Here is a 17,732-nt window from a genome sequence, read left to right on the forward strand (position 1 = left end):
GAGGTCTGCCGTCAGGATGCTGGGGCAGCAGTCTCTGGCGTCGCAGCTGCAGTGGCCGCAGCCGCAGAGTCAGTCTTTTTCTTGATCTGACGCTTCAGCCGGCGTGCATGCAGCGACAGCTCGAGGTCGCGAGCCTTCAGCAGGAATGCATCCAGTCCGCCACGGTGTTCGACCGCCTTCAAGGCGCTCGCGCTGACCCGGAAGCGGTAGGACTGGTTCAGCTGCTCGCTCATCAGATGAACGCTGCACAGATTCGGGAGGAACCGGCGACGGCTCTTATTGTTGGCGTGACTGACATTGTTGCCACTCTGCACGCCTTTCCCGGTTAGTTCGCAACGGCGGGACATTACTCTGCTCCGGTTGTTCTGCAATGAAGAGCCGGTCCCAGAGGACAAACGAGCTCATGGCGCCCAAGGCGCCTGCCATAAGGATGCGATGCTATAAGGCGCGATCCCGGGCCAAGTCAAGTCGGCAGCCATATTCAGCCCGCATTCATGGGCTGAAATGAGAATGTGAAAGACAGGGGTGTGTCTTGACCTTCCGCTCCCTGGTTAGCACATGCGCTTGAGCAGAATGACAGTGATGGATGGACGATGAAGTTAGACCGCCCCACCGCACAGACCGGACGCGCTTTCAGCATCGCCATCGGCGGCCTGTTCTTGGGTATGCTGCCATTCGTGTCGATCGCCACAGCTGAGCCCTCGGAAAAGATTTCCCTGCGCTTTGACGTGATCTCCCGGAATACCACCGTCTACGATATCGGCATCGACTTCCAATTGTCTCCCACGCGCTACACCGCTGAAGCGACCGCCGGGACCACCGGCGTGATCGGCTTCTTCGTGGATGAACAGATGACCATGTCGGCACAGGGAGCCTTGGCCGACGCCACCGCCCGCCCGGCCCATTTCATCTACAATGAAAAATCGGGCAAGGAACTCGGGAGCGCAAAGCTCTCCTGGAGCGATGCGAGGATCGATGTCGATCGGAGCTTCAAGATCGATGAAGATCGTGCCCAGGACCTGGACGATGTGGTGACGCCCGCACTCGCAGATCCCCTCAGCGCGGTCCTGAGCGCGACGCTGACGGCGTCGGACTCGCCCTGCTCAGGCAGCCACAGGGTTTATAATGGCAGGGAAGTGTTCGACCTCGCTTTTTCCCATCTCGGCAAGACGACCTTCGAGGGGGATGACGGCGGCGTCTATCGAGGGCCAGTTCACAAATGTGAGGTCCAGTATCTTCCGGTTGCAGGGCTGTCCAAGAAGAAGATGAAGCGATACTCGGCCAATCCGCCGACCTACACCATCTGGTTTGCCGAAGTGCCGGTCCCTGCTCTGGGCCGCGACATTTTGCTTCCCGTCGCCGCCAGGGGAAAAATCAAGGACACCGACGTGAAGATCATCGCCCGGACGGCGAGCATCGATGGCCGGCCCCTGAACAGCCAATCTTTGGTCAGTCGGTGAGTGTCCCATTGTGAGGCAAATTCGTTAAAGTGAAGGAGCGTCAGCGGCGGTGCGTGCCGCGCCGTTCCCTTGCGGCATGGCACATCTAGCGGGCGGAGATCCTGATTTGCCGATATCTGGTAAAGAACAGATCCTGAATACCGAAGAATCGCCGATTCGGGCACCCTCTGTTCTGGTTTGTTTCGGTTTATTAAAACCGCTGTGGAAGCAGCCCTCTTGTGTTGAAACGAAGAATTAAGCCTATTGACTCTCTGTTAACCTTGGGGTTCCGGAATCGACATGAATCATGGCTGCTCCCATCCAGTGACTAGACTATCCAGATCAGCTGAATCGGCGGAAATCTCATGAATCTTCAAGTGAACAAATGAGGAAGATCGATGGAGTCACCGATTCGGACGAGTTTTGTTCTCACCGCGTTCCAAAGATGAAGATTGGAAGCCCGATCGTGCCCGCAGCGGCCTCTTCTCTCCCGCTCCATGGCGCACGGCCGCTGCAATGTGGACCGCTTTTCCGCAGAGGCTGCTTGCCCTTCAGGCTCTCTTGACCTTATCTGCCCGTGCATACGCTCACTCAAGATCCTTCCAAGGCTGAAGCAAAGCATCTGAAATGAAAACCATCACCGCGGTTCTCGGTCCCACGAATACAGGCAAGACCCATCTCGCCGTTGAGCGCATGCTGGGCTACGAGACCGGCATGATCGGCCTGCCCCTCCGGCTCCTGGCCCGCGAAGTTTATGACAAGGTTCGCGCCAAGGTCGGAGAACAGGCCGTTGCGCTGGTGACCGGGGAGGAGAAGATCGTCCCCAGCTCCCCTCGCTTCTGGGTGTGCACGGTGGAGGCCATGCCGCCCGAGCTTCAGGTTGACTTCCTGGCGATCGACGAGGTGCAGCTTGCCGCGGACCTCGACCGCGGCCACATCTTCACGGATCGGATCCTGCATCGCCGCGGCAGCCAGGAGACGATGCTCCTCGGCTCCAGCACGATGCGGCCGATGATCGAGCGCCTCCTGCCGGGCACGAATTACATCACCCGACCGCGCTTCTCTAAGTTGAGCTTCTCCGGCAGCAAAAAAATTACGCGCCTGCCGCCACGCAGCGCTGTGGTCGCGTTCTCGGCAGATCAGGTCTACAGCATCGCCGAACTGATCCGTCGGCAGCGGGGTGGCGCCGCCGTCGTTCTCGGTGCGCTGTCGCCTCGAACCCGCAATGCGCAGGTCGCCCTCTACGAATCCGGTGACGTCGACTTTCTCGTGGCCACCGATGCGATCGGCATGGGCCTCAATATGGATGTGGACCACATCGCCTTCGCTCAAGCGAGGAAGTTTGACGGGTTCAACTTCCGTGACCTGACGCCGGCGGAGCTTGCCCAGATCGCTGGCCGCGCGGGGCGGCACATGAATGATGGGACCTTTGGCGTCACAGGAGAGGTGGATCCCTTCTCCCGGGAGATCATCGATCGCATCGAGAATCACAATTTCGAGTCGATCAAATACATCCAGTGGCGCAATCGTGAGCTTGATTTCTCCACTGTGGAGTCCCTGATGCGAAGCCTTGCTGAGGCACCCTCCATCGCAGGGCTGATGCGGGCGCAGTCGGGTGCCGACCAGCTGGCCCTGGAACAGCTGGCCAACGACCCCGATGTCAGGAACGCGGCAAAGGGGAGGGAGGCGGTCACGAAGCTCTGGGAAGTCTGCCAGATCCCGGACTATCGCAACATCACCGGCAACGAACATGCAAATCTGGTGGGTCGGGTCTACGGCTTCCTGACCTCCGCCGAAGGCAAGATCCCTGCGGACTGGTTCGAGGGGCAGCTGAAGCAGGCCGACAATGTCGAGGGCGACATCGACACTCTCGCGACCCGGATCGCGCATGTGCGCACCTGGACCTTCATCGCCAATCGCAGCGATTGGCTGGAAGATGCCGATGGCTGGCGGGAAAAGGCTCGGGCCACCGAGGACCGGCTCTCGGATGCTCTCCACGAACGTCTCTCACAGCGGTTCATCGACCGCCGCACCAGCGTTCTGATGAAGCGGTTGAGGGAGAAGGATCGACTGGCCTCTTCGGTCGACACGGGCGGCGAGATCCTCGTCGAGGGTGTCTTCGTCGGACAGATCAAGGGTTTTCATTTCATTCCGGATACGAGCAGCGATGCCTCTGAAGGACGGACGTTGCGGGCTGCTTCCATGCAGGCCGTAGCCGCGGAGATTGCAGACCGTGCGAAGCAGCTCGTGGAAGACAGGGTCGAAGTCTTTGCTCTGGGACGGGAGGGCTCGATCCGCTGGCGCGATACCCGCATTGCCCGCCTCGTCGCCGGTCGCAGCGTTCTGAAGCCTCAGGTCGAACTGATCGCCGACGAGCAGCTCTCCGGTGCCGATCGGGAAGCCGTGCAGAAGCGGCTGGAGCAGTTCGTGGAATATCGCATCGGCGAGGTCTTGAAGCCGCTGGTGCAGCTGGAATCGGCTCAGGATCTGGAGGGGCTTGCCCGGGGGCTCGCCTTCCGCCTCGTGGAGCAGCTGGGCGTTCTGAGCCGGGAAGAGGTCAAGGACGACGTCAAGCAGCTCGACCAGGCCGCGCGGGCCGGACTGCGGAACTACGGTATTCGCTTCGGAGCCTTCAACATCTTCATGCCCCTGCTGCTGAAGCCGGCGGCGATGGAACTGAAGCTGCTCCTCTGGGCCTTGACGGAACAGCAGGCGGGGCGTCTCGACCTGGATAAATTGCCTGAGCCCCCCACCCAGGGCTTGACGTCGGTCGCCTTCGATCAATCGACGCCGAAGGGTTTCTACAGAGCCGTCGGCTTCCGGGTCTGCGGCACTCGTGCCGTTCGCATCGACATGCTGGAACGTCTCGCCGACGTGATCAGGCCGCGTGTGTTTTGGCGGCCCCAATTCGATGGCGACACGCGTCCCAACGGCTCGGTCGAAGGCGGCGGTTTCACCGTGGTCCCCGATATGATGTCGCTGGTCGGATGTTCCGGCGAGGAGTTTGCCAGCATTCTCCGGACGCTGGGGTTCCGATGTGAGAACCGGGTGATCGAACCATCGCCTCCGGAAGTGCCGGAAACAGCGGCATCGAGTGAGACACCTTTACCCGACGAAGCACCGGTGGCTGAGCAGTTCGGGAGCGAGGCGATCACTGAGGCGCCGGCAGAGCTCCTGGCGGAAGCACCGGCAGAGATCCTGGCGGAGAATGGGGAAGGTGCCGAGCCTTCCGCTGTCGAGGCCACTCCCAACGCTGCCCCGGAGCAGGGTGAGGCTGAGAATGCCGATGGTGAGACGAAGCCCGAGACGCCCGCTGCAGCGACGGCGATCGAGGGCGATGTGACCCCTTCGGCTGTCGAGGCCCATCAGGAACCGGAGGGGATCGAGTCGTCGCCCCCGGCAGCTGCCTCGGACGCAGGCGTCGTCGACCCCTCCGTAGACGCGCCGATCGATGTGCCAGCGAAGCCCCTGGAACCCACCGTCCTCGAGGTCTGGTGGCCAAAGGATGCGGGTCCGTTCAAGCGCGCGGAAGGCGGCGGCCGCAGGGACGCCAGGCGCCAGCAGCAGGAACGGCCTGGCGCGGAGAAGCGTGCGGGCGGTGCTCATCCCCGGCAGGAGGGTGACCGGCCCCGCGAAGCGCGAGGCCCGCGTCCGGAGCGAAACCGCAATGATCCGTCGCGGCATGAAAAGCCGAGGCATGAGGGAGGCCGGCCGGAGAAACCGCGACATGAAAGGCCGGACAAGCCGCGCCAAGACGAGCGCCACGCGGCCCGGCAGAGGCGCGAGGAGTCGGTTCGCGCGGATTCCCCGTTTGCAGTTTTGGGCGCCCTCAAAGCGGAGTTGCTGCAGAAGCGTAAGACCGGCCAATGATCCATGGGTCAGCGCATCGACAAATGGCTTGTCTATGCACGGATGGTCAAGACGCGGACCGCTGCGACGGAGCTGGTGGAGCGTGGGCGCGTCAGAGTGAATAGGGAGCGCGTGACGAAGACGAGCCAAATGGTCGGCGAGGGAGATGTGCTGACGCTCGCTTTTCCCCGCAATATCCGAATCATCAGAATTGTCGGCATCGGTGAACGTCGTGGACCCCCGAGTGAGGCCCAGCTTCTCTATGAGGATCTGACGCGGCCGGCCGCACCGGGCGAAGGGTGATGCCGCGTCTGGAGACGGGAGTTGCGCCTGACCGACGCAACGCTTTAAACATCCTTGCGCAGACTGCCGATCTCTGCCCTAAAGCAGGGAGATTCGCTTCTTGTTACCCAACTGGATTTAGGGACCTCCGGAGCCAAGGATGACTTACGTCGTCACCGACAACTGCATCAAATGCAAATACATGGATTGCGTGGAAGTCTGTCCTGTGGACTGCTTCTACGAGGGTGAGAACATGCTGGTGATCCACCCGGACGAATGTATCGATTGCGGGGTCTGTGAGCCGGAATGCCCGGCGGAGGCGATCAAGCCGGACACGGAGCCGGGACTGGAGAAGTGGCTCGGTGTAAACGCGGACTATGCGAGCAGATGGCCGAACATCACGGCAAAGAAGGACGCCCCGCCGGATGCGGCGGACTTTGACGGCGAGGCGGACAAGTTCGAGAAGTATTTTTCCGCGGAACCGGGAGAGGGTGACTGAACGCCGCAGGCTTTGTGCTTGAGCGATTGCGCCTGACGTTTTAACGGGTTTAGTACGGAACGAATCGGCCTGCACGGCCAAGCAGCAACCACTTTGGACCGCCAGGGCCGAAGGTTAACGCTGATTAAGGCATCATCGGGACGGGGCTTCAAATTGCCCCGCGATTATGCTATTGTTTTCAACAGTTAGACATTAACTACCCAGGAACACGCCGAGCTCTCCCCTGGCTCGGATTTTTTTCGCCACAGGCTTCGATCGGTTTCGTTGCACGACTACGGCGTAAAAGAGGACAGGTCAAGGAGGCGGGAGAGCGTTGACGGCCTTTATTCCTTCGCGCCGCGCGGGCGTGCGGGTTCGATGCGTTGTAGCAGCGAAAGGCTTGTTCTCGTCGGGCTACGTCGAAAGTCGCAGCGCGATAAGCATCTGGGTCCGCGAACGGTGTTCAGGGCGGCGGAGATGGTGGAGAGTATGGCAGCAACACAAAAAAAAGCGGGTCTTAAGTTCAAGACCAACGAATTTGTGGTCTATCCTGCGCATGGCGTAGGCAAGATCGTCGATATCGAGGAGCAAGAGATCGCCGGCGCGAAGCTCGAGCTCTACGTCATCGACTTCGATCGTGAGAAAATGCGTCTCCGCGTCCCCACGGGAAAATGCGAAGCCGTCGGCATGCGCAAGCTGTCGGATCAGGATAAGATCGAGCAGGCGCTGAAGACGTTGAAGGGCCGTGCCCGTGTTCGCCGCACGATGTGGAGCCGTCGCGCTCAGGAATACGAAGCAAAGATCAATTCTGGCGATATCATTGCTGTCGCCGAAGTCGTGCGCGACCTGTTCCGCTCCGACCGCCAGCCGGAGCAATCCTACAGCGAGCGTCAGCTTTACGAAGCAGCCTTGGATCGCATGGCCCGCGAAGTTGCCGCCGTTAAAGTTCTTGATGAACCCACCGCCGTTAAGGAAATCGAGAATTTGCTTCTGACGAGCCCGAAGCGCTTGAAGGGCACCGAAGCCGAGGTCGAAGCCGAAGGCGAGGCGGAAGACGCCACCGAGGAAGCGGCCTGACGGTTTCTTTACGGATTGGATGAAATTGAGCGCGGCATCGATGCCGCGCTCTTATTGTTTCGGGACGAACTCTACCTGCTCGGCGACGTCGACCGTGACCATGGGACCGTTTCTGCGCTCGATGAACCCGCGCACGCGGATCGGACGGCCCGCCAAGCTTTCCATGGTGAAACCCCGCCGCTCCAGATCCTCTCGAGCGTCCGCCGTGAGCGCTACGGTGAAGTCGGTCCGCCAGTCGTCACCGAAGTTGAGATAGGTGAGCCTCTTCGTGCTCGACACGTCGCGGATCGTACCCGCGACGATCTCATACCGGTCAAGTCGCTCGAGCAGGGCGCGTGTCCCCTCCGCTGATCGGGGTGCGAACTCGCTCAGCGCCCACAAGCCCTGACCGCGCGCCCGGGCATTGGCCTCTGCTGCGAGCAGCTCACCGACGCAGTCGGTCTGCCCCACAAGCGGCATCACGCGCACGAGCCCCTGCGCGACGAGCATTTTCTGGATCCAGGACCCATCCTCTGTCGCCACCTGCACGACCAGCCGGCCATGCCGATCCGGGGTCTTGGTCCCCGACAATGTCACCTTGGAGCCCACAAGACTATCCTGCAGCAGAGTGTCGGCGGCGCGCTCGATGGCACGGGCGCCTCGGCCGGGGGAGGGCCGCGCATGGGGAGGCTCGATGGCGGCCAGCCGCACGGTCCGGCCATCGGCGAGTGTGATCTGCTCCATCCCCCGGACTTTGGCGATGGTCGCGGTCTCGCGCGGCTGCCCGCACACCTCCTCCGCTTGCAGCACAGCATGGGCGCTCCCCAGCGACGTGCATGCGATCGAGGCCAGCATCAGTATCGGGCGGCGAAGCAAGTCCATCATGAGCCGGAATCTACAGAGAGGCACCGCTCTTGTCGTGCCCGATGCAAGCCACACGAAGGTTTTGCTCGATGATTTTTACAGGTATAAGCATTGCGGCTGGTCCCCGTAGCTCAGCAGGATAGAGCATCAGATTCCTAATCTGAGGGTCGCACGTTCGAATCGTGCCGGGGACGCCAAAAAAATCAGATAGTTAAGGGGTAGCTGGATCTGCCGAGAAAGCTCTCGGTCATCACTGGGTCATCATTGGCGCTTATCTGATACGCTTTCGGCTCTTTGAGAACGCTAATTCCTTCGCCGCTTTTGCTGACTTTTCGGCGACCAAGTTCCGGCCCTTGCTCCATGGCGGCGTGGTCGATTTCTTGCGCATCGTTCCGTCTTTCTTGGCCTGCCGCAAATAGCGCCGTAGACGCTTGAGCACGATCAAGGCGTCAGCGCCGACAGTTTCATTGATCTGGGGGATAGCGCCATATACCTGATCGCGGATCGGAGCCATACGCCTGATCCAGCCGATTGTATTTTCGACAAGCTTCAAATCGCCATCGGTACAGACCCGCTTGTCCATGCACCCGTAGACGCGATCGAGTCGATTCGCCAAATCTCTTTGATAGCCGCCGCCCATCTTCGCGATTAAGTTTGCGGCTTGATCTACCTTAGCGGCAAAGCCCTGCCGCGAATTAGGGATGGCCCTAACATAGGCTTTGTAAAGCTCAACTATTGCTTCGATTTCGCGTTGCGGGTCCTCCAGTGTCTCGATGTGGAGAAGCTGCGGCAATGCTTGATTGAAGGCGTCCTGTGCAGCGAGGAAGGGATCAACCGGCTTTATTTTTCGCGGCCTAGGCATCTGACGCCGGCTCGATGTTGCCGTAGTGGTAGAGTTCCTTGATTGCCTCGATGAGGATCTCTAGCTCGGTGACTGCGTCTTCGCCAACCGTTGTGAAGACAAAGGGCGCTGCTCTGAACATCTGATCACGCTGGCGCGCCGCCGGCTTGATCCGGTGAAGGATGTTCGAGAGGTCGACGTGTGTTCGCCGCTTCGGTTCGTTGCGGATTAGTCGTTGCGCAATGCGATCTATCTGAACAGCAGCGCTGCGGCAGACGGGCGAGGGCAGTGAAGAAACCAAACCTGCCGCGTGGATCAGCTTAAGGACTATTCCATCCGGGTATATGGGAGCAGCTCGAACCAAGGCCCGATGAGTGTCGTGTATACGCGTCTGTGCCGCCTTATGGAGCATGCCGGGTCCGCTGACCATTTCAGCAACGGCGGCCTCCCAATAGCCGCTCAAATCAACAACAGGATCACGGTGCATTTCATCCCCTCGTGTGGCTTGCAGGCAAAAGAAAAGCGCCCGGCTGTTAGCCGAGCGCCATGGAAGTAGCTTCGTTAGGCGACTGCTTCGCGCACGGGCGATACGAGTTTAAGCGCCGGGCGCCCCATGACGTCTAAAATGCTATGCAGACTGGGTGTGGTGGCGCGCGCAGTCTCTTGGAGATGGCTGAGCCCTTTAATCAAAGACCGAAGCTGCCAAGCAGTATCGAACGCCCCGTAATTGTCGCAGAAGGCTGCGGCCTGGGAAAATTGAAGAGACGCCAGAACCGGGTTGTCCCGAGGCAGCATTTCGCGGCAAGCTTCACACGCAGCGCTCACCCCGAGCCACACATCGAACCAGGGGTAGTTCTCTGCCCCATCAAAGGCCAGCCAAGCTTCTGCTTCGTCAAACAGGTCTGCGAGTAAGGCTTGCACACCGGCGATAGTGGTCGGCGGCGTCTTCAATATCTCATCTTCGAGAGCATTAGCGGCGTTGAGCAGCGCTTGGGCTGCGCGAGGCGCTTCAGCCTGGATGACCTCAGCCAGATCCGCCAGACGGTTAGATTCGGCCTTCAAAGTGTTGACTGCTTTCGTCATGTCCCACTCTCCCGCGGCTAGGTGAATACATGACAACGGTACACAATATAAAAGTGCTTGCAAGAGTATATTTTTGATATTACTTTTGAATAAATTATGTTTTTTACACCTGAAGATTACTGTCTTGTTTGTCGCAAATGTCTCCGCTTGATCAACAGAATTTATATTACATAAACGTGGTAATAACTTAAGTGTCGCACGCGTGCGACAATGAGGGCCCCACCCCCTGGGGCGGGGGCGGCGAGGGATACTGGGAAGACCTGCAGGCGCCTCGAGAAATTTTAGGTCAAACCAAAAATGTAATGGCGCTGGCGATATGCGCGAGCGGCCGAGGGAACCCTCTCGCCAAAGCTGCCCAAAGATGTCAACAATGTGTCCGCGACGGGGAGGATAAAAAAGATGCAAGCGATCGAGCAAGCCTCGATTGCCAAGCGCTGTGGCATTCAGTTCCGATCGGCGCCGCCGGTGACTTGAGCGAATGGGCAAATTAGCGAGTTGACCAATACATGTCACAAGATCACCTGGGAAAACTATAGCATCTCAGCGCCAAAAGAATTCCGGCCGATACGTTAAGGGCTAAACTTTGAGGCTGCGGTTAATCTCTAAGTGCTGCCGCTCCGCCTCAAGTTCACGATCTAAGCGCTTACGCTGGTCAACCTCCTTCTGCTGGGCTTCTCGCTCTAAACTATGCTTCAAGACCCTGGACGCCTGAGGTAGCCACACTTTGAAATGATCGATGACATCTTGAGCTCGATTTGCTTGCGTACCAACCATTACTTCGGTGCCATTGAATCGAAACGCCTGTGGATCCGCCCCAGGAACCGAAGAGTAGTGCCCCATATTATGCAGCGCATGGACCCAGTTTGAGTTTACTGGGCGGTCTAGGGTGAGGCGAAGTGTTCCTCTGTCAAAATTGGCCCCGATTAGCTGCGGAGGCTGATGCGCAAGGGGATCATCGACTTCGCCGGCTGGGATCACGACGTTCTTAAACTCACTGAGTTTTTGGAGTGATACCGCCTCGGCGCGATGCCTCTGTATTAACTGCTTTACAGAGACAATCGAGCCTGGGCGGGAGGCTGGATTCTGCTGTAGCATTTCGACGACAATCGGGTCTAGGAAGGTGAAATCGGCCGCCACTGAGGCGATCGTTCGATATGCAGTGCCGTGCGGGACACTCCCGGTAAACAGCTCATTCAAAATGAGACCTAACGCATAGATATCCGCAGGAGTACCCACGGTATGCCCGCCGGCGCGCTGCTCTGGTGCTGCGTACTGAAAATTAGCCAGCCTAGCGGTGGGGTGGGTTTGGACTAACGTGTGGAGCTGCTCCTCGGTAAATCTAGCAACTCCGAAATCGGCAACCGCCGCTCTGCTTTTATTACTATCAATCAGTACATTTTCCGGTTTCAGGTCACGGTGAGTGACTTGTTGAAGGTGGGCTGCTTCTACTCCATCAAGTATCTGGCTGAATAATTTCATCGCTTCATTTGGAGAAGGCGTCTGCTTAATCACGTCTCGCAAACTGCAAGAAAACCTTGGCATCACATAAAAGGGCCCCTTGATCGGGTCCGAGGTCGCCACCCCGTGATCGGTTACTGTCACAATGTTTGGATGCGAGTTGCGCTGAAGAAATGCTATTTCGTTCTTGAACCGGCGACGCTTGTCCCCACCTGGTGCCGTCAGTACCTTTACGGCGACGGGCTCACCGGCAGCGTCCAGTCCACCATAAACGCAGCCAGCCCCTCCTTGGCCGAGCTGCTCTATAAGCCGATAAGTATTGAACGTCGTTTCAATCTCGACCGGCTTCTTAAGTTTGCTCATGGTTGATCCGGAACCTGTTTCGTTCGCGCCCGCGTGCGGGTTAAGTTTGCTCTCACACTGTCGCGCCAGAATCGCCAGCGCTCAATGTGGCAGCTTTTACATTCGGCATTCAAGTTTGCGCGATGATTTCGTGGTCGTCGGCTATGAGCCAGGCGTTGGGGGTGCCGTGAACAAGCTCGAGTGGCCCGGCGGGACGAGGACGGCGTCCTGCACTATGCCGGCGGTGTCGGCAGCGGGCTGTCGGAACGCTTATCGAAGGGCCTGAAGGCGCGCCTGGACACGATTGCGATCGCCAAGCCGGTGATCAAGGGCTTGCGGGAGAAGGGGATCGTCTGGACTGAGCCGAAGGTAGTAGTCGAGGTGGAGTATCGAGGCCTTACAACGGCAGATCAGAAGCTGAGGCACCCAGCGTTCAAGGGCGTGCGGGAGGATAAGTAGAGTTGTCCCTCGAATCACCGAAAAGCTGCAGTAACCTACTGCGTTCGATGACGTGCAGGAGGAACTTGCGCGGGTGGAGTGAGGAGCCCCTTCCCTTGAGGTTCGAACACCACAATAACCTTCACCCCCACAAGGTGCTCGGCTATCGTTCGCTTCGCGAGTTCATCGGCGGTCCCACCCAGCCCCAATCGTGTCCGATCGGTCGGGGGGCAACAATAGATCTGGGCGTTGTCTGGCACATATACCGCATGCAAGGTTGAGAGTGATGACACGTCTCATTGTTTCGCTAGGAATTTCTGCCGCAATGCTGATTTCGGGAACTGCATTTTCATTCGCTTCAAAAGTCGATGACAACCCCCGTGCGTCAATAATCCAAGCAGGAGATTTCGCCGAACTGACGAGGAAGTGGTGTTCGGCAAACCCCGACGTCGAGCACATTCTGGTGCTCCCTGCCGCGATGTTCGTTGATAGCGAACAACTGACTTGTGATAGCGGACCGTACAAACTGTACCGATTAATCGAGCATGACGACCCGGATGATTTTGAGTATTTCTTGGACCCACCATTCGGTAACAAGACACGGTTAGGGTGTGATGGAAAAGCCGGTCGGGCGATGAAGACTGTAGCCCTGAATTGCCGGCCATTGCATCCAGTGCCGTAGACTTGACATCTTTCAAGCTGGAGAGTGGCGTGCCCGGGACGTATCACAGTCGCCGCGAAATACTGAAACGCCTGGCACTGCTCTCCGCAGGCCTCGCACCCGCAACGCTACCGTTCCGAAAACTACACGCGAGTGATCTCGTGGCCGGCTTCGTCTATGTCGGCCCTCGTCTCGATTGGGGATGGAATCAGTCGTTTGCGGCAGCGGCGGAGGCGCTCAGGGGCCTGCCAGGAATAACCGTTTACCAGGCTGGATATATTCCGGAGAGCACCGATTACGACAGCGGCAATGACAATGAGGAGACGAGGGCCTACGCAGCGGCCATAGAGGGACTGGCCGCTAATGGCGCGGGTCTGGTCGTCTCGACCTCATTCGGCCACGATCCATTTCTTTGGGCTGCAGCAAAGAGGCATCCCAACGTCATGTTCCGGCAGGCCTCGGCACTAGCCAATGAGGAGACCCCAGCGAATGTGGGCAGCCAGAATGCCCTCATCAATCAAGGGCACTATATCAATGGCGTAGCGGCCGGGCTGTGTACGACCTCCAACAGACTCGGCTTTGTCGCGGGCCTCCCCTTCCCACCCGTCCTGCTCAATGTAAATTCGTTTCTTCTCGGCTGCCGTCGCACAAATCCGAAGGCCACGGTGAGGGTCATCTTCACCGGCGGTTGGGAGGATGAAGCGCATGATGCGGCCGCGACAAATGCGTTGGTCGATGCCGGTTGCGACGTCATCACATGTCATCTCGATGCGCCTCGGGTTGCGATAGAAACGGCGGAGGGGCGCGGCGTAAAGAGCTGCGGTCATGCCTTCAACCAGAACGCGCTCGCTCCTAAGGGCTATATTACCGGCGCCGACTACAATTGGACCGGCTTGTTCGATGCGTTTGCAAAATCGGTGCGGCGCGGCGGCGCCCTGCCGAAATTCGTTACCGGCGGATACGATGAGGACCTCGTGCGCTCGAGCCCATTCGGTGAGGGAGCGACGCCGGAGGCCATCACTGCTGCAACGGCCGCGGTGCAGGACATGAAACGCGGCGAAGCTATCTTTGTCGGTCCGATTACTGACAACACCGGCAGACAGGTGATGCCGCCGGGAACGACTTTCGGTCCCTATGCCGACGAACTGCAGCGGACCGATTATCTGATCGATGGCGTTATCGGATCGCTCACATCTCCCGGATGACGCGATAATTATTTCCAAGCCCTACGATCTCGACCACCTCAGCAGGCTCCGTGACTGAGAAGTGTGAAGCGGATGCCGGGCGGGTCCCATTGGCCGACGGTATACCTTCCCAATCCGGACAATTTTTGCGAACGGACCGCGGACGGATTATCCTAAGCTGTGGACTGAGAAGCCATTCCGCCGCTCGTCGAACTTGACTTGGGGCGGCCATGTGTTCTTGCTTTGTTCTCATGAGCGAAGCAAACACCAAGACCCTCAAGGACGCCTACCGACTCGGTTGGACAGTGCATGTGAAGTGCGTCTTCGGCAAACGAGACGGGATGAAAAGCATCCGCGAATGCATTGACAACCAGCAGCTGGATTTGCGGTCCTTGATGTGGACGCGCGGTGCTGAGTTTCCCATCGACATGCTGGCGAGCCGGCTCAAATGTCCGTCTTGCGGGTCGCGGCGGGTTTTGGTGGTCTTTGGTCCGCGCGGCGGGACGGCGACAATGATGGCAGGGGAATGATTCCGCGGAGGGGGCGGGAGCATGCCGTGGCCGATGAAGGGAGAGATGATGGCCGGAGCACCCTAAAACCGTGAGGGCCTGGAACAAACGACTATGAAGTGCGTTGCGTTGTGCTGGCCCGACGCAGAGACAGCGTTCACGTATCGATATGGCCTCAAGATGACATTCCAAACTGTCGTCGCGGATCGGAGTATTCAATGTTTTTCACACGGTTCGCAATGTCACTCGCGCTGTTTGGCGCGTTGGGATTCGGTCCAGCTATGGCTTACTGCAACATTTCCGATGCTAAGCTTGAAGAAGCTATCTTGAAAAAGCCGGAGTTCCGGGATCCGGCGAACCGGCATCTTGTACGGGATCTCCGCACTTTGCGTGATGCCGCCTTTCTTTTGTGGTCGTATGGATTGGCGGACGATTGCGAGCGCTTGATCGGCAACATCCGGCAATTGATTGCGGCTCCTGCAATGGGGCAACTCGGTTCAACCGACGAAGACGAAGCCGATCAGCAAATTGCGGCAGGCGAACCGCAAAATCATAGTGGCGGCCAGACTCGAGGCAATCGTGGCGCAGCGAATGAACAACCGCTGATCGACATCAACGAGCTTGGTCCAGGGTTGCTGGTCGACGAAATAGTGGGGGCCGAAGTCCGCAGCTCCGATGACAAGATCGTCGGAGAGGTAAGGAACGTCGTCATTGGGACTAAGGACCGATGGGACTATGCCATTATCGCCTCGGGCGGTTTCTTCATTGCCGGAAAGGATAGCATCGTTGTTCCCCTCCGGTATTTACAGGTCAACCAGCAGCGAAACAGTTTCTTCCTGCGCATCTCAAGCGCCCAGGTAAAGACCGTTCCTCTCATGCCCGATCAGAACTATCTTTGGCTTAAGGACGAAGACTGGCGCGCAACGAATGACGCTATCTTCCGGAGCCTGGTTCCCGATCCGATCCGCTGAGGCCCTGCACGACAAGGACACGATAACAACCTCGAAGTCACCAGCCGTCACCGGCAACCGTGGGCTCGGGACCGCAAATCGTTGTCTCGTCCCGTTTACGAGCTTCTCGGAATTCCATGCCGGTGATCCTCACCACGGCTGAGGAGCGCGATGTCTGGATGCGGGCGGACTGGTCGGAGGCTTCCGCGCTGCAGCGGCCGCTGCGCGATGGGATGCTGCAGATCGTGGCGCGGGGCCGGAAGTTGGATGGAGTGGGTCTGTTGGAAGGTCCGAATGAGGCCGGATTGCTCCTCTAGAAACGGGAGCGCATGTTTATACAATGGTGACCAGGAAAAAAGCGACTAAGACCGTGGATCATATTCCTTTGGTCGTCGCGCCAGGACAAGACCAGTATCCGGATCAGTCACTGTTGAGTCAAACAGACATCTTTCTAAGTGAATAGGCTTAATGGACGCAAGCTTCTTATCGCCAACAAGCTTACCCATTTCTTTGCTATGGCCGGCGTTGGGGGGCGATATTATTTTCAAACTCTTGTCGGGAAAATCTTCCAAAAGCAGTCTCATGGCAGGAATTAAATCACTATCTCTGCTGACAATAAATGCTTCATCAAAATTGTTTTTATAAGCCTCTCTGATTAAAGTTAAAGCGATATTGACGTCTGTTTCCTTTTCCTCGTGACCGACGAATGTATTTCGGCAATTTTTACAATAAATATCCTTTTCCTTGAATCGGCCAAGAACGGGAATTACTTTTGCAACCTTAAGCGCTTCGACATACTGTTGATGTCGCGCATAGGGACCTGGAAGCCACGTAGCAAATGCCGAGAAATAGAACACCACTCGAAGCTCGTGCCGGGCTGGATCAACGAAAGTCTCCATGAGCTTCCAAAGATTGACCCATTTTAATTCTGGCCGACTGAGCTTAGCAATGGCGTGATAAAGATTGAAGCCGTCTATAAAGCACGCAATGCGCGTTCTTCTAGTCATCCGACCCCGGATATGGAAACCCCCGAGCCTTGGCCCGGGGGAGGCGCCTCAGCCGAGGCCAAGGCGGGATTACTAATGCCCTATATATGTGATTTTTGAAAGCTCGTAAAGGGAATCGTATTATCCCCTTAAAGATTCGCCGAAAGGTCAATCTTCTGATTCTATTTTGTCACAGCTTTTTAAGAGCTAGTGCGGTCACCTTGACACGCGAGAGTGCATTAGCGGCACGGGTCCATCCAAGCTGACGACGGACTCCTCTCAAGTTGCAAGCCACGATCCTCATTGGTGACAGCTAAAGCTTCATCGCGATTTTCCAGTCGATATCAAATCCGGCCGCTTCTAGCTCGCGGCAAAGCTTTGCTTTCCAACCGCCACCTGCGTCGAAATCCTCCCAAACCACGCCGGCGAAGTCACTTGGGAGGTCCATCTCTCCAGCCTTAAGTGTGAAAACTAGCGGGCGACCGAGCCTTCCCAAAAAGTAACCCAGTTCAAGAAGTACATTCTGACGGGGTCGAGAGGCAGGATTGAACCCCACCTTGCCTCCAAAGTCGTCTGGAGTTAGCAGAACGACAGCAAAGCCAACATCTTTATACCGCTCGATTTTTTCGATGATCGTAGAACCTTGATTTGCCTGTTCCATCAGGATGATTGCTTGGAAATGCAAACGTTCGAGCAATCGGGCAACTGCTTCACGAGGATGCCCGTCGTGTCCATGCACAATGAAAACTTTCCTGCTTCTCATCGTCTGTTCAGAAGCCGAGGTGTTATCAGCGGGGGCGGTGATAATGCGGTCGCTCACGCTTTCCATGGCCGCGTATAACAGCCGAAGAGACTGTTCTTTGCACTCGTTCAACGAAGACACAATCTCCTCGTGTGGCGTGGGGAAATTCACATTCGTTTGCCAAAGAAAATCAGTGGCAGCGCGGTAGCGAAGAAACTCTGGGGTGTCTTGTCCGAACACCTGGGCAAGACCGTCGTCTATGTAGGCCGAAAGGGCCTGAACTTCCGCCCAAGGATTTGTTCTTGAAATTTTCTCCGGATCGAAAGCTTTTACACGATCGTAACGGCGCCAGAGAATGTCCATTCCCGCCTTCCACCGATCCATAGACATGGCATATTCCAAACTGGGCAAATCAGTTGATGGTGAGCCGTGCCCGGCGGCACGGAAGACGAATCAAAGACATAACTTATTCTTCTTCTTCCCCGAAACGTCATTGAATTTCGACAGCCCTCGCCCCCGTTGCCTTGCCCTAACCCCAGATTTCTGCTATCATTCTCAACTTGGTCGTAT

The 17,732-nt window shown here is 57.6% G+C and carries 19 protein-coding genes and 1 tRNA gene; 12 read left to right on the plus strand and 8 right to left on the minus strand.

Translation table 11 applies throughout. From position 1 onward, the window contains the following. Positions 1-11: 11 nt before the first annotated feature. Complete coding sequence (rpmB, locus tag FKM97_RS03630; RefSeq protein ID WP_143957743.1) at positions 12-347, minus strand: 50S ribosomal protein L28; 336 nt, start codon at positions 345-347, stop codon at positions 12-14. 246 nt (positions 348-593) lie between these two features. On the opposite strand from rpmB, the gene FKM97_RS03635 reads away from it, so the two are divergent. From FKM97_RS03635 to FKM97_RS03655, 5 genes are all read left to right on the plus strand, one after another. Continuing rightward, positions 594-1,460: a DUF3108 domain-containing protein gene (locus FKM97_RS03635; protein WP_143957744.1), complete on the plus strand. Its 867-nt coding sequence runs from the start codon at positions 594-596 to the stop codon at positions 1,458-1,460. Between the two features lie 606 nt (positions 1,461-2,066). Next, positions 2,067-5,309 carry a helicase-related protein gene (locus tag FKM97_RS03640; RefSeq protein ID WP_143957745.1) on the plus strand — a complete coding sequence of 1,081 codons (3,243 nt, stop codon included), beginning with the start codon at positions 2,067-2,069 and terminating at the stop codon, positions 5,307-5,309. Positions 5,310-5,312: 3 nt separating this feature from the next. Then, entirely contained in the window at positions 5,313-5,591 is a 279-nt protein-coding gene (locus FKM97_RS03645; protein WP_143957746.1) for an RNA-binding S4 domain-containing protein, read from the plus strand. A 139-nt stretch (positions 5,592-5,730) separates the two neighbouring features. Continuing rightward, positions 5,731-6,069 carry a ferredoxin FdxA gene (gene fdxA, locus FKM97_RS03650; protein ID WP_143957747.1) on the plus strand — a complete coding sequence of 113 codons (339 nt, stop codon included), beginning with the start codon at positions 5,731-5,733 and terminating at the stop codon, positions 6,067-6,069. 264 nt (positions 6,070-6,333) lie between these two features. Then, entirely contained in the window at positions 6,334-7,125 is a 792-nt protein-coding gene (locus tag FKM97_RS03655) for a CarD family transcriptional regulator (protein WP_428977882.1), read from the plus strand. A gap of 51 nt (positions 7,126-7,176) precedes the next feature. Here the strand turns inward: FKM97_RS03655 and FKM97_RS03660 are convergent, their stop codons facing one another. After that, complete coding sequence (locus FKM97_RS03660; RefSeq protein WP_143957748.1) at positions 7,177-7,989, minus strand: thermonuclease family protein; 813 nt, start codon at positions 7,987-7,989, stop codon at positions 7,177-7,179. 99 nt (positions 7,990-8,088) lie between these two features. Between FKM97_RS03660 and FKM97_RS03665 the strand changes: the two genes are divergently transcribed. Next, positions 8,089-8,165: transfer RNA gene (locus tag FKM97_RS03665), tRNA-Arg, on the plus strand. A 74-nt stretch (positions 8,166-8,239) separates the two neighbouring features. Here FKM97_RS03665 and FKM97_RS03670 read toward each other — a convergent pair. The 4 genes from FKM97_RS03670 to FKM97_RS03685 form a co-directional block, all read right to left on the minus strand. Further along, positions 8,240-8,830, minus strand: a complete 591-nt coding sequence (locus FKM97_RS03670; protein WP_143957749.1) for a hypothetical protein — start codon at positions 8,828-8,830, stop codon at positions 8,240-8,242. Beyond that, positions 8,823-9,296: a hypothetical protein gene (locus FKM97_RS03675; protein WP_143957750.1), complete on the minus strand. Its 474-nt coding sequence runs from the start codon at positions 9,294-9,296 to the stop codon at positions 8,823-8,825. The genes FKM97_RS03670 and FKM97_RS03675 overlap by 8 nt, the downstream gene beginning before the upstream one ends. A 74-nt stretch (positions 9,297-9,370) precedes the next feature. Then, the gene (locus tag FKM97_RS03680; RefSeq protein WP_143957751.1) at positions 9,371-9,892 is read right to left on the minus strand and encodes a hypothetical protein; all 522 of its coding nucleotides are present in this window, start codon (positions 9,890-9,892) and stop codon (positions 9,371-9,373) included. A gap of 576 nt (positions 9,893-10,468) precedes the next feature. After that, entirely contained in the window at positions 10,469-11,713 is a 1,245-nt protein-coding gene (locus FKM97_RS03685) for a serine/threonine-protein kinase (protein WP_143957752.1), read from the minus strand. Positions 11,714-11,893: 180 nt separating this feature from the next. Between FKM97_RS03685 and FKM97_RS03690 the strand changes: the two genes are divergently transcribed. The 6 genes from FKM97_RS03690 (at position 11,894) to FKM97_RS03720 (ending at position 15,751) form a co-directional block, all read left to right on the plus strand. Further along, a complete protein-coding gene (locus FKM97_RS03690) occupies positions 11,894-12,151 on the plus strand; it encodes an ATP dependent DNA ligase (RefSeq protein WP_143957753.1) in 258 nt (85 codons plus the stop codon). A 265-nt stretch (positions 12,152-12,416) separates the two neighbouring features. Then, positions 12,417-12,812, plus strand: coding sequence for a hypothetical protein (locus FKM97_RS03700; RefSeq protein ID WP_143957755.1), 396 nt, complete (start codon positions 12,417-12,419; stop codon positions 12,810-12,812). A gap of 29 nt (positions 12,813-12,841) precedes the next feature. Continuing rightward, positions 12,842-13,996, plus strand: a complete 1,155-nt coding sequence (locus FKM97_RS03705) for a BMP family ABC transporter substrate-binding protein (RefSeq protein ID WP_143957756.1) — start codon at positions 12,842-12,844, stop codon at positions 13,994-13,996. 320 nt (positions 13,997-14,316) lie between these two features. After that, the gene (locus tag FKM97_RS26625; RefSeq protein ID WP_246104912.1) at positions 14,317-14,505 is read left to right on the plus strand and encodes a hypothetical protein; all 189 of its coding nucleotides are present in this window, start codon (positions 14,317-14,319) and stop codon (positions 14,503-14,505) included. Positions 14,506-14,702: 197 nt separating this feature from the next. Beyond that, on the plus strand, positions 14,703-15,455 hold the full coding sequence (locus FKM97_RS03715) for a PRC-barrel domain-containing protein (RefSeq protein WP_143957758.1): 753 nt from the start codon (positions 14,703-14,705) through the stop codon (positions 15,453-15,455). A 116-nt stretch (positions 15,456-15,571) separates the two neighbouring features. Continuing rightward, positions 15,572-15,751 carry an SOS response-associated peptidase family protein gene (locus tag FKM97_RS03720; RefSeq protein WP_428977883.1) on the plus strand — a complete coding sequence of 60 codons (180 nt, stop codon included), beginning with the start codon at positions 15,572-15,574 and terminating at the stop codon, positions 15,749-15,751. 45 nt (positions 15,752-15,796) lie between these two features. Here FKM97_RS03720 and FKM97_RS03725 read toward each other — a convergent pair whose 3' ends face one another. Together FKM97_RS03725 and FKM97_RS03730 are read right to left on the minus strand one after the other, a co-directional pair. Beyond that, entirely contained in the window at positions 15,797-16,441 is a 645-nt protein-coding gene (locus FKM97_RS03725; protein ID WP_143957759.1) for an NYN domain-containing protein, read from the minus strand. 292 nt (positions 16,442-16,733) lie between these two features. Continuing rightward, entirely contained in the window at positions 16,734-17,525 is a 792-nt protein-coding gene (locus FKM97_RS03730; protein WP_143957760.1) for a TIR domain-containing protein, read from the minus strand. Positions 17,526-17,732: the final 207 nt, after the last annotated feature.

The organism is Rhodoligotrophos appendicifer (assembly GCF_007474605.1).
GTDB classification, from domain to species: domain Bacteria; phylum Pseudomonadota; class Alphaproteobacteria; order Rhizobiales; family Im1; genus Rhodoligotrophos; species Rhodoligotrophos appendicifer.

Bases quoted from the DNA above. Each gene is read 5' to 3' on its own strand.
- FKM97_RS03675 (WP_143957750.1), bottom strand. From the start codon at position 9,296: ATGCACCGTGATCCTGTTGTTGATTTGAGCGGCTATTGGGAGGCCGCC.
- FKM97_RS03715 (WP_143957758.1), top strand. From the start codon at position 14,703: ATGTTTTTCACACGGTTCGCAATGTCACTCGCGCTGTTTGGCGCGTTG.
- FKM97_RS03660 (WP_143957748.1), bottom strand. From the start codon at position 7,989: ATGATGGACTTGCTTCGCCGCCCGATACTGATGCTGGCCTCGATCGCA.
- rpmB (WP_143957743.1), bottom strand. From the start codon at position 347: ATGTCCCGCCGTTGCGAACTAACCGGGAAAGGCGTGCAGAGTGGCAAC.
- FKM97_RS03700 (WP_143957755.1), top strand. From the start codon at position 12,417: ATGACACGTCTCATTGTTTCGCTAGGAATTTCTGCCGCAATGCTGATT.
- FKM97_RS03645 (WP_143957746.1), top strand. From the start codon at position 5,313: ATGGGTCAGCGCATCGACAAATGGCTTGTCTATGCACGGATGGTCAAG.
- FKM97_RS03720 (WP_428977883.1), top strand. From the start codon at position 15,572: ATGCCGGTGATCCTCACCACGGCTGAGGAGCGCGATGTCTGGATGCGG.
- fdxA (WP_143957747.1), top strand. From the start codon at position 5,731: ATGACTTACGTCGTCACCGACAACTGCATCAAATGCAAATACATGGAT.
- FKM97_RS03635 (WP_143957744.1), top strand. From the start codon at position 594: ATGAAGTTAGACCGCCCCACCGCACAGACCGGACGCGCTTTCAGCATC.
- FKM97_RS03685 (WP_143957752.1), bottom strand. From the start codon at position 11,713: ATGAGCAAACTTAAGAAGCCGGTCGAGATTGAAACGACGTTCAATACT.
- FKM97_RS03680 (WP_143957751.1), bottom strand. From the start codon at position 9,892: ATGACGAAAGCAGTCAACACTTTGAAGGCCGAATCTAACCGTCTGGCG.
- FKM97_RS26625 (WP_246104912.1), top strand. From the start codon at position 14,317: ATGAAAAGCATCCGCGAATGCATTGACAACCAGCAGCTGGATTTGCGG.
- FKM97_RS03725 (WP_143957759.1), bottom strand. From the start codon at position 16,441: ATGACTAGAAGAACGCGCATTGCGTGCTTTATAGACGGCTTCAATCTT.
- FKM97_RS03640 (WP_143957745.1), top strand. From the start codon at position 2,067: ATGAAAACCATCACCGCGGTTCTCGGTCCCACGAATACAGGCAAGACC.
- FKM97_RS03730 (WP_143957760.1), bottom strand. From the start codon at position 17,525: ATGGACATTCTCTGGCGCCGTTACGATCGTGTAAAAGCTTTCGATCCG.
- FKM97_RS03670 (WP_143957749.1), bottom strand. From the start codon at position 8,830: ATGCCTAGGCCGCGAAAAATAAAGCCGGTTGATCCCTTCCTCGCTGCA.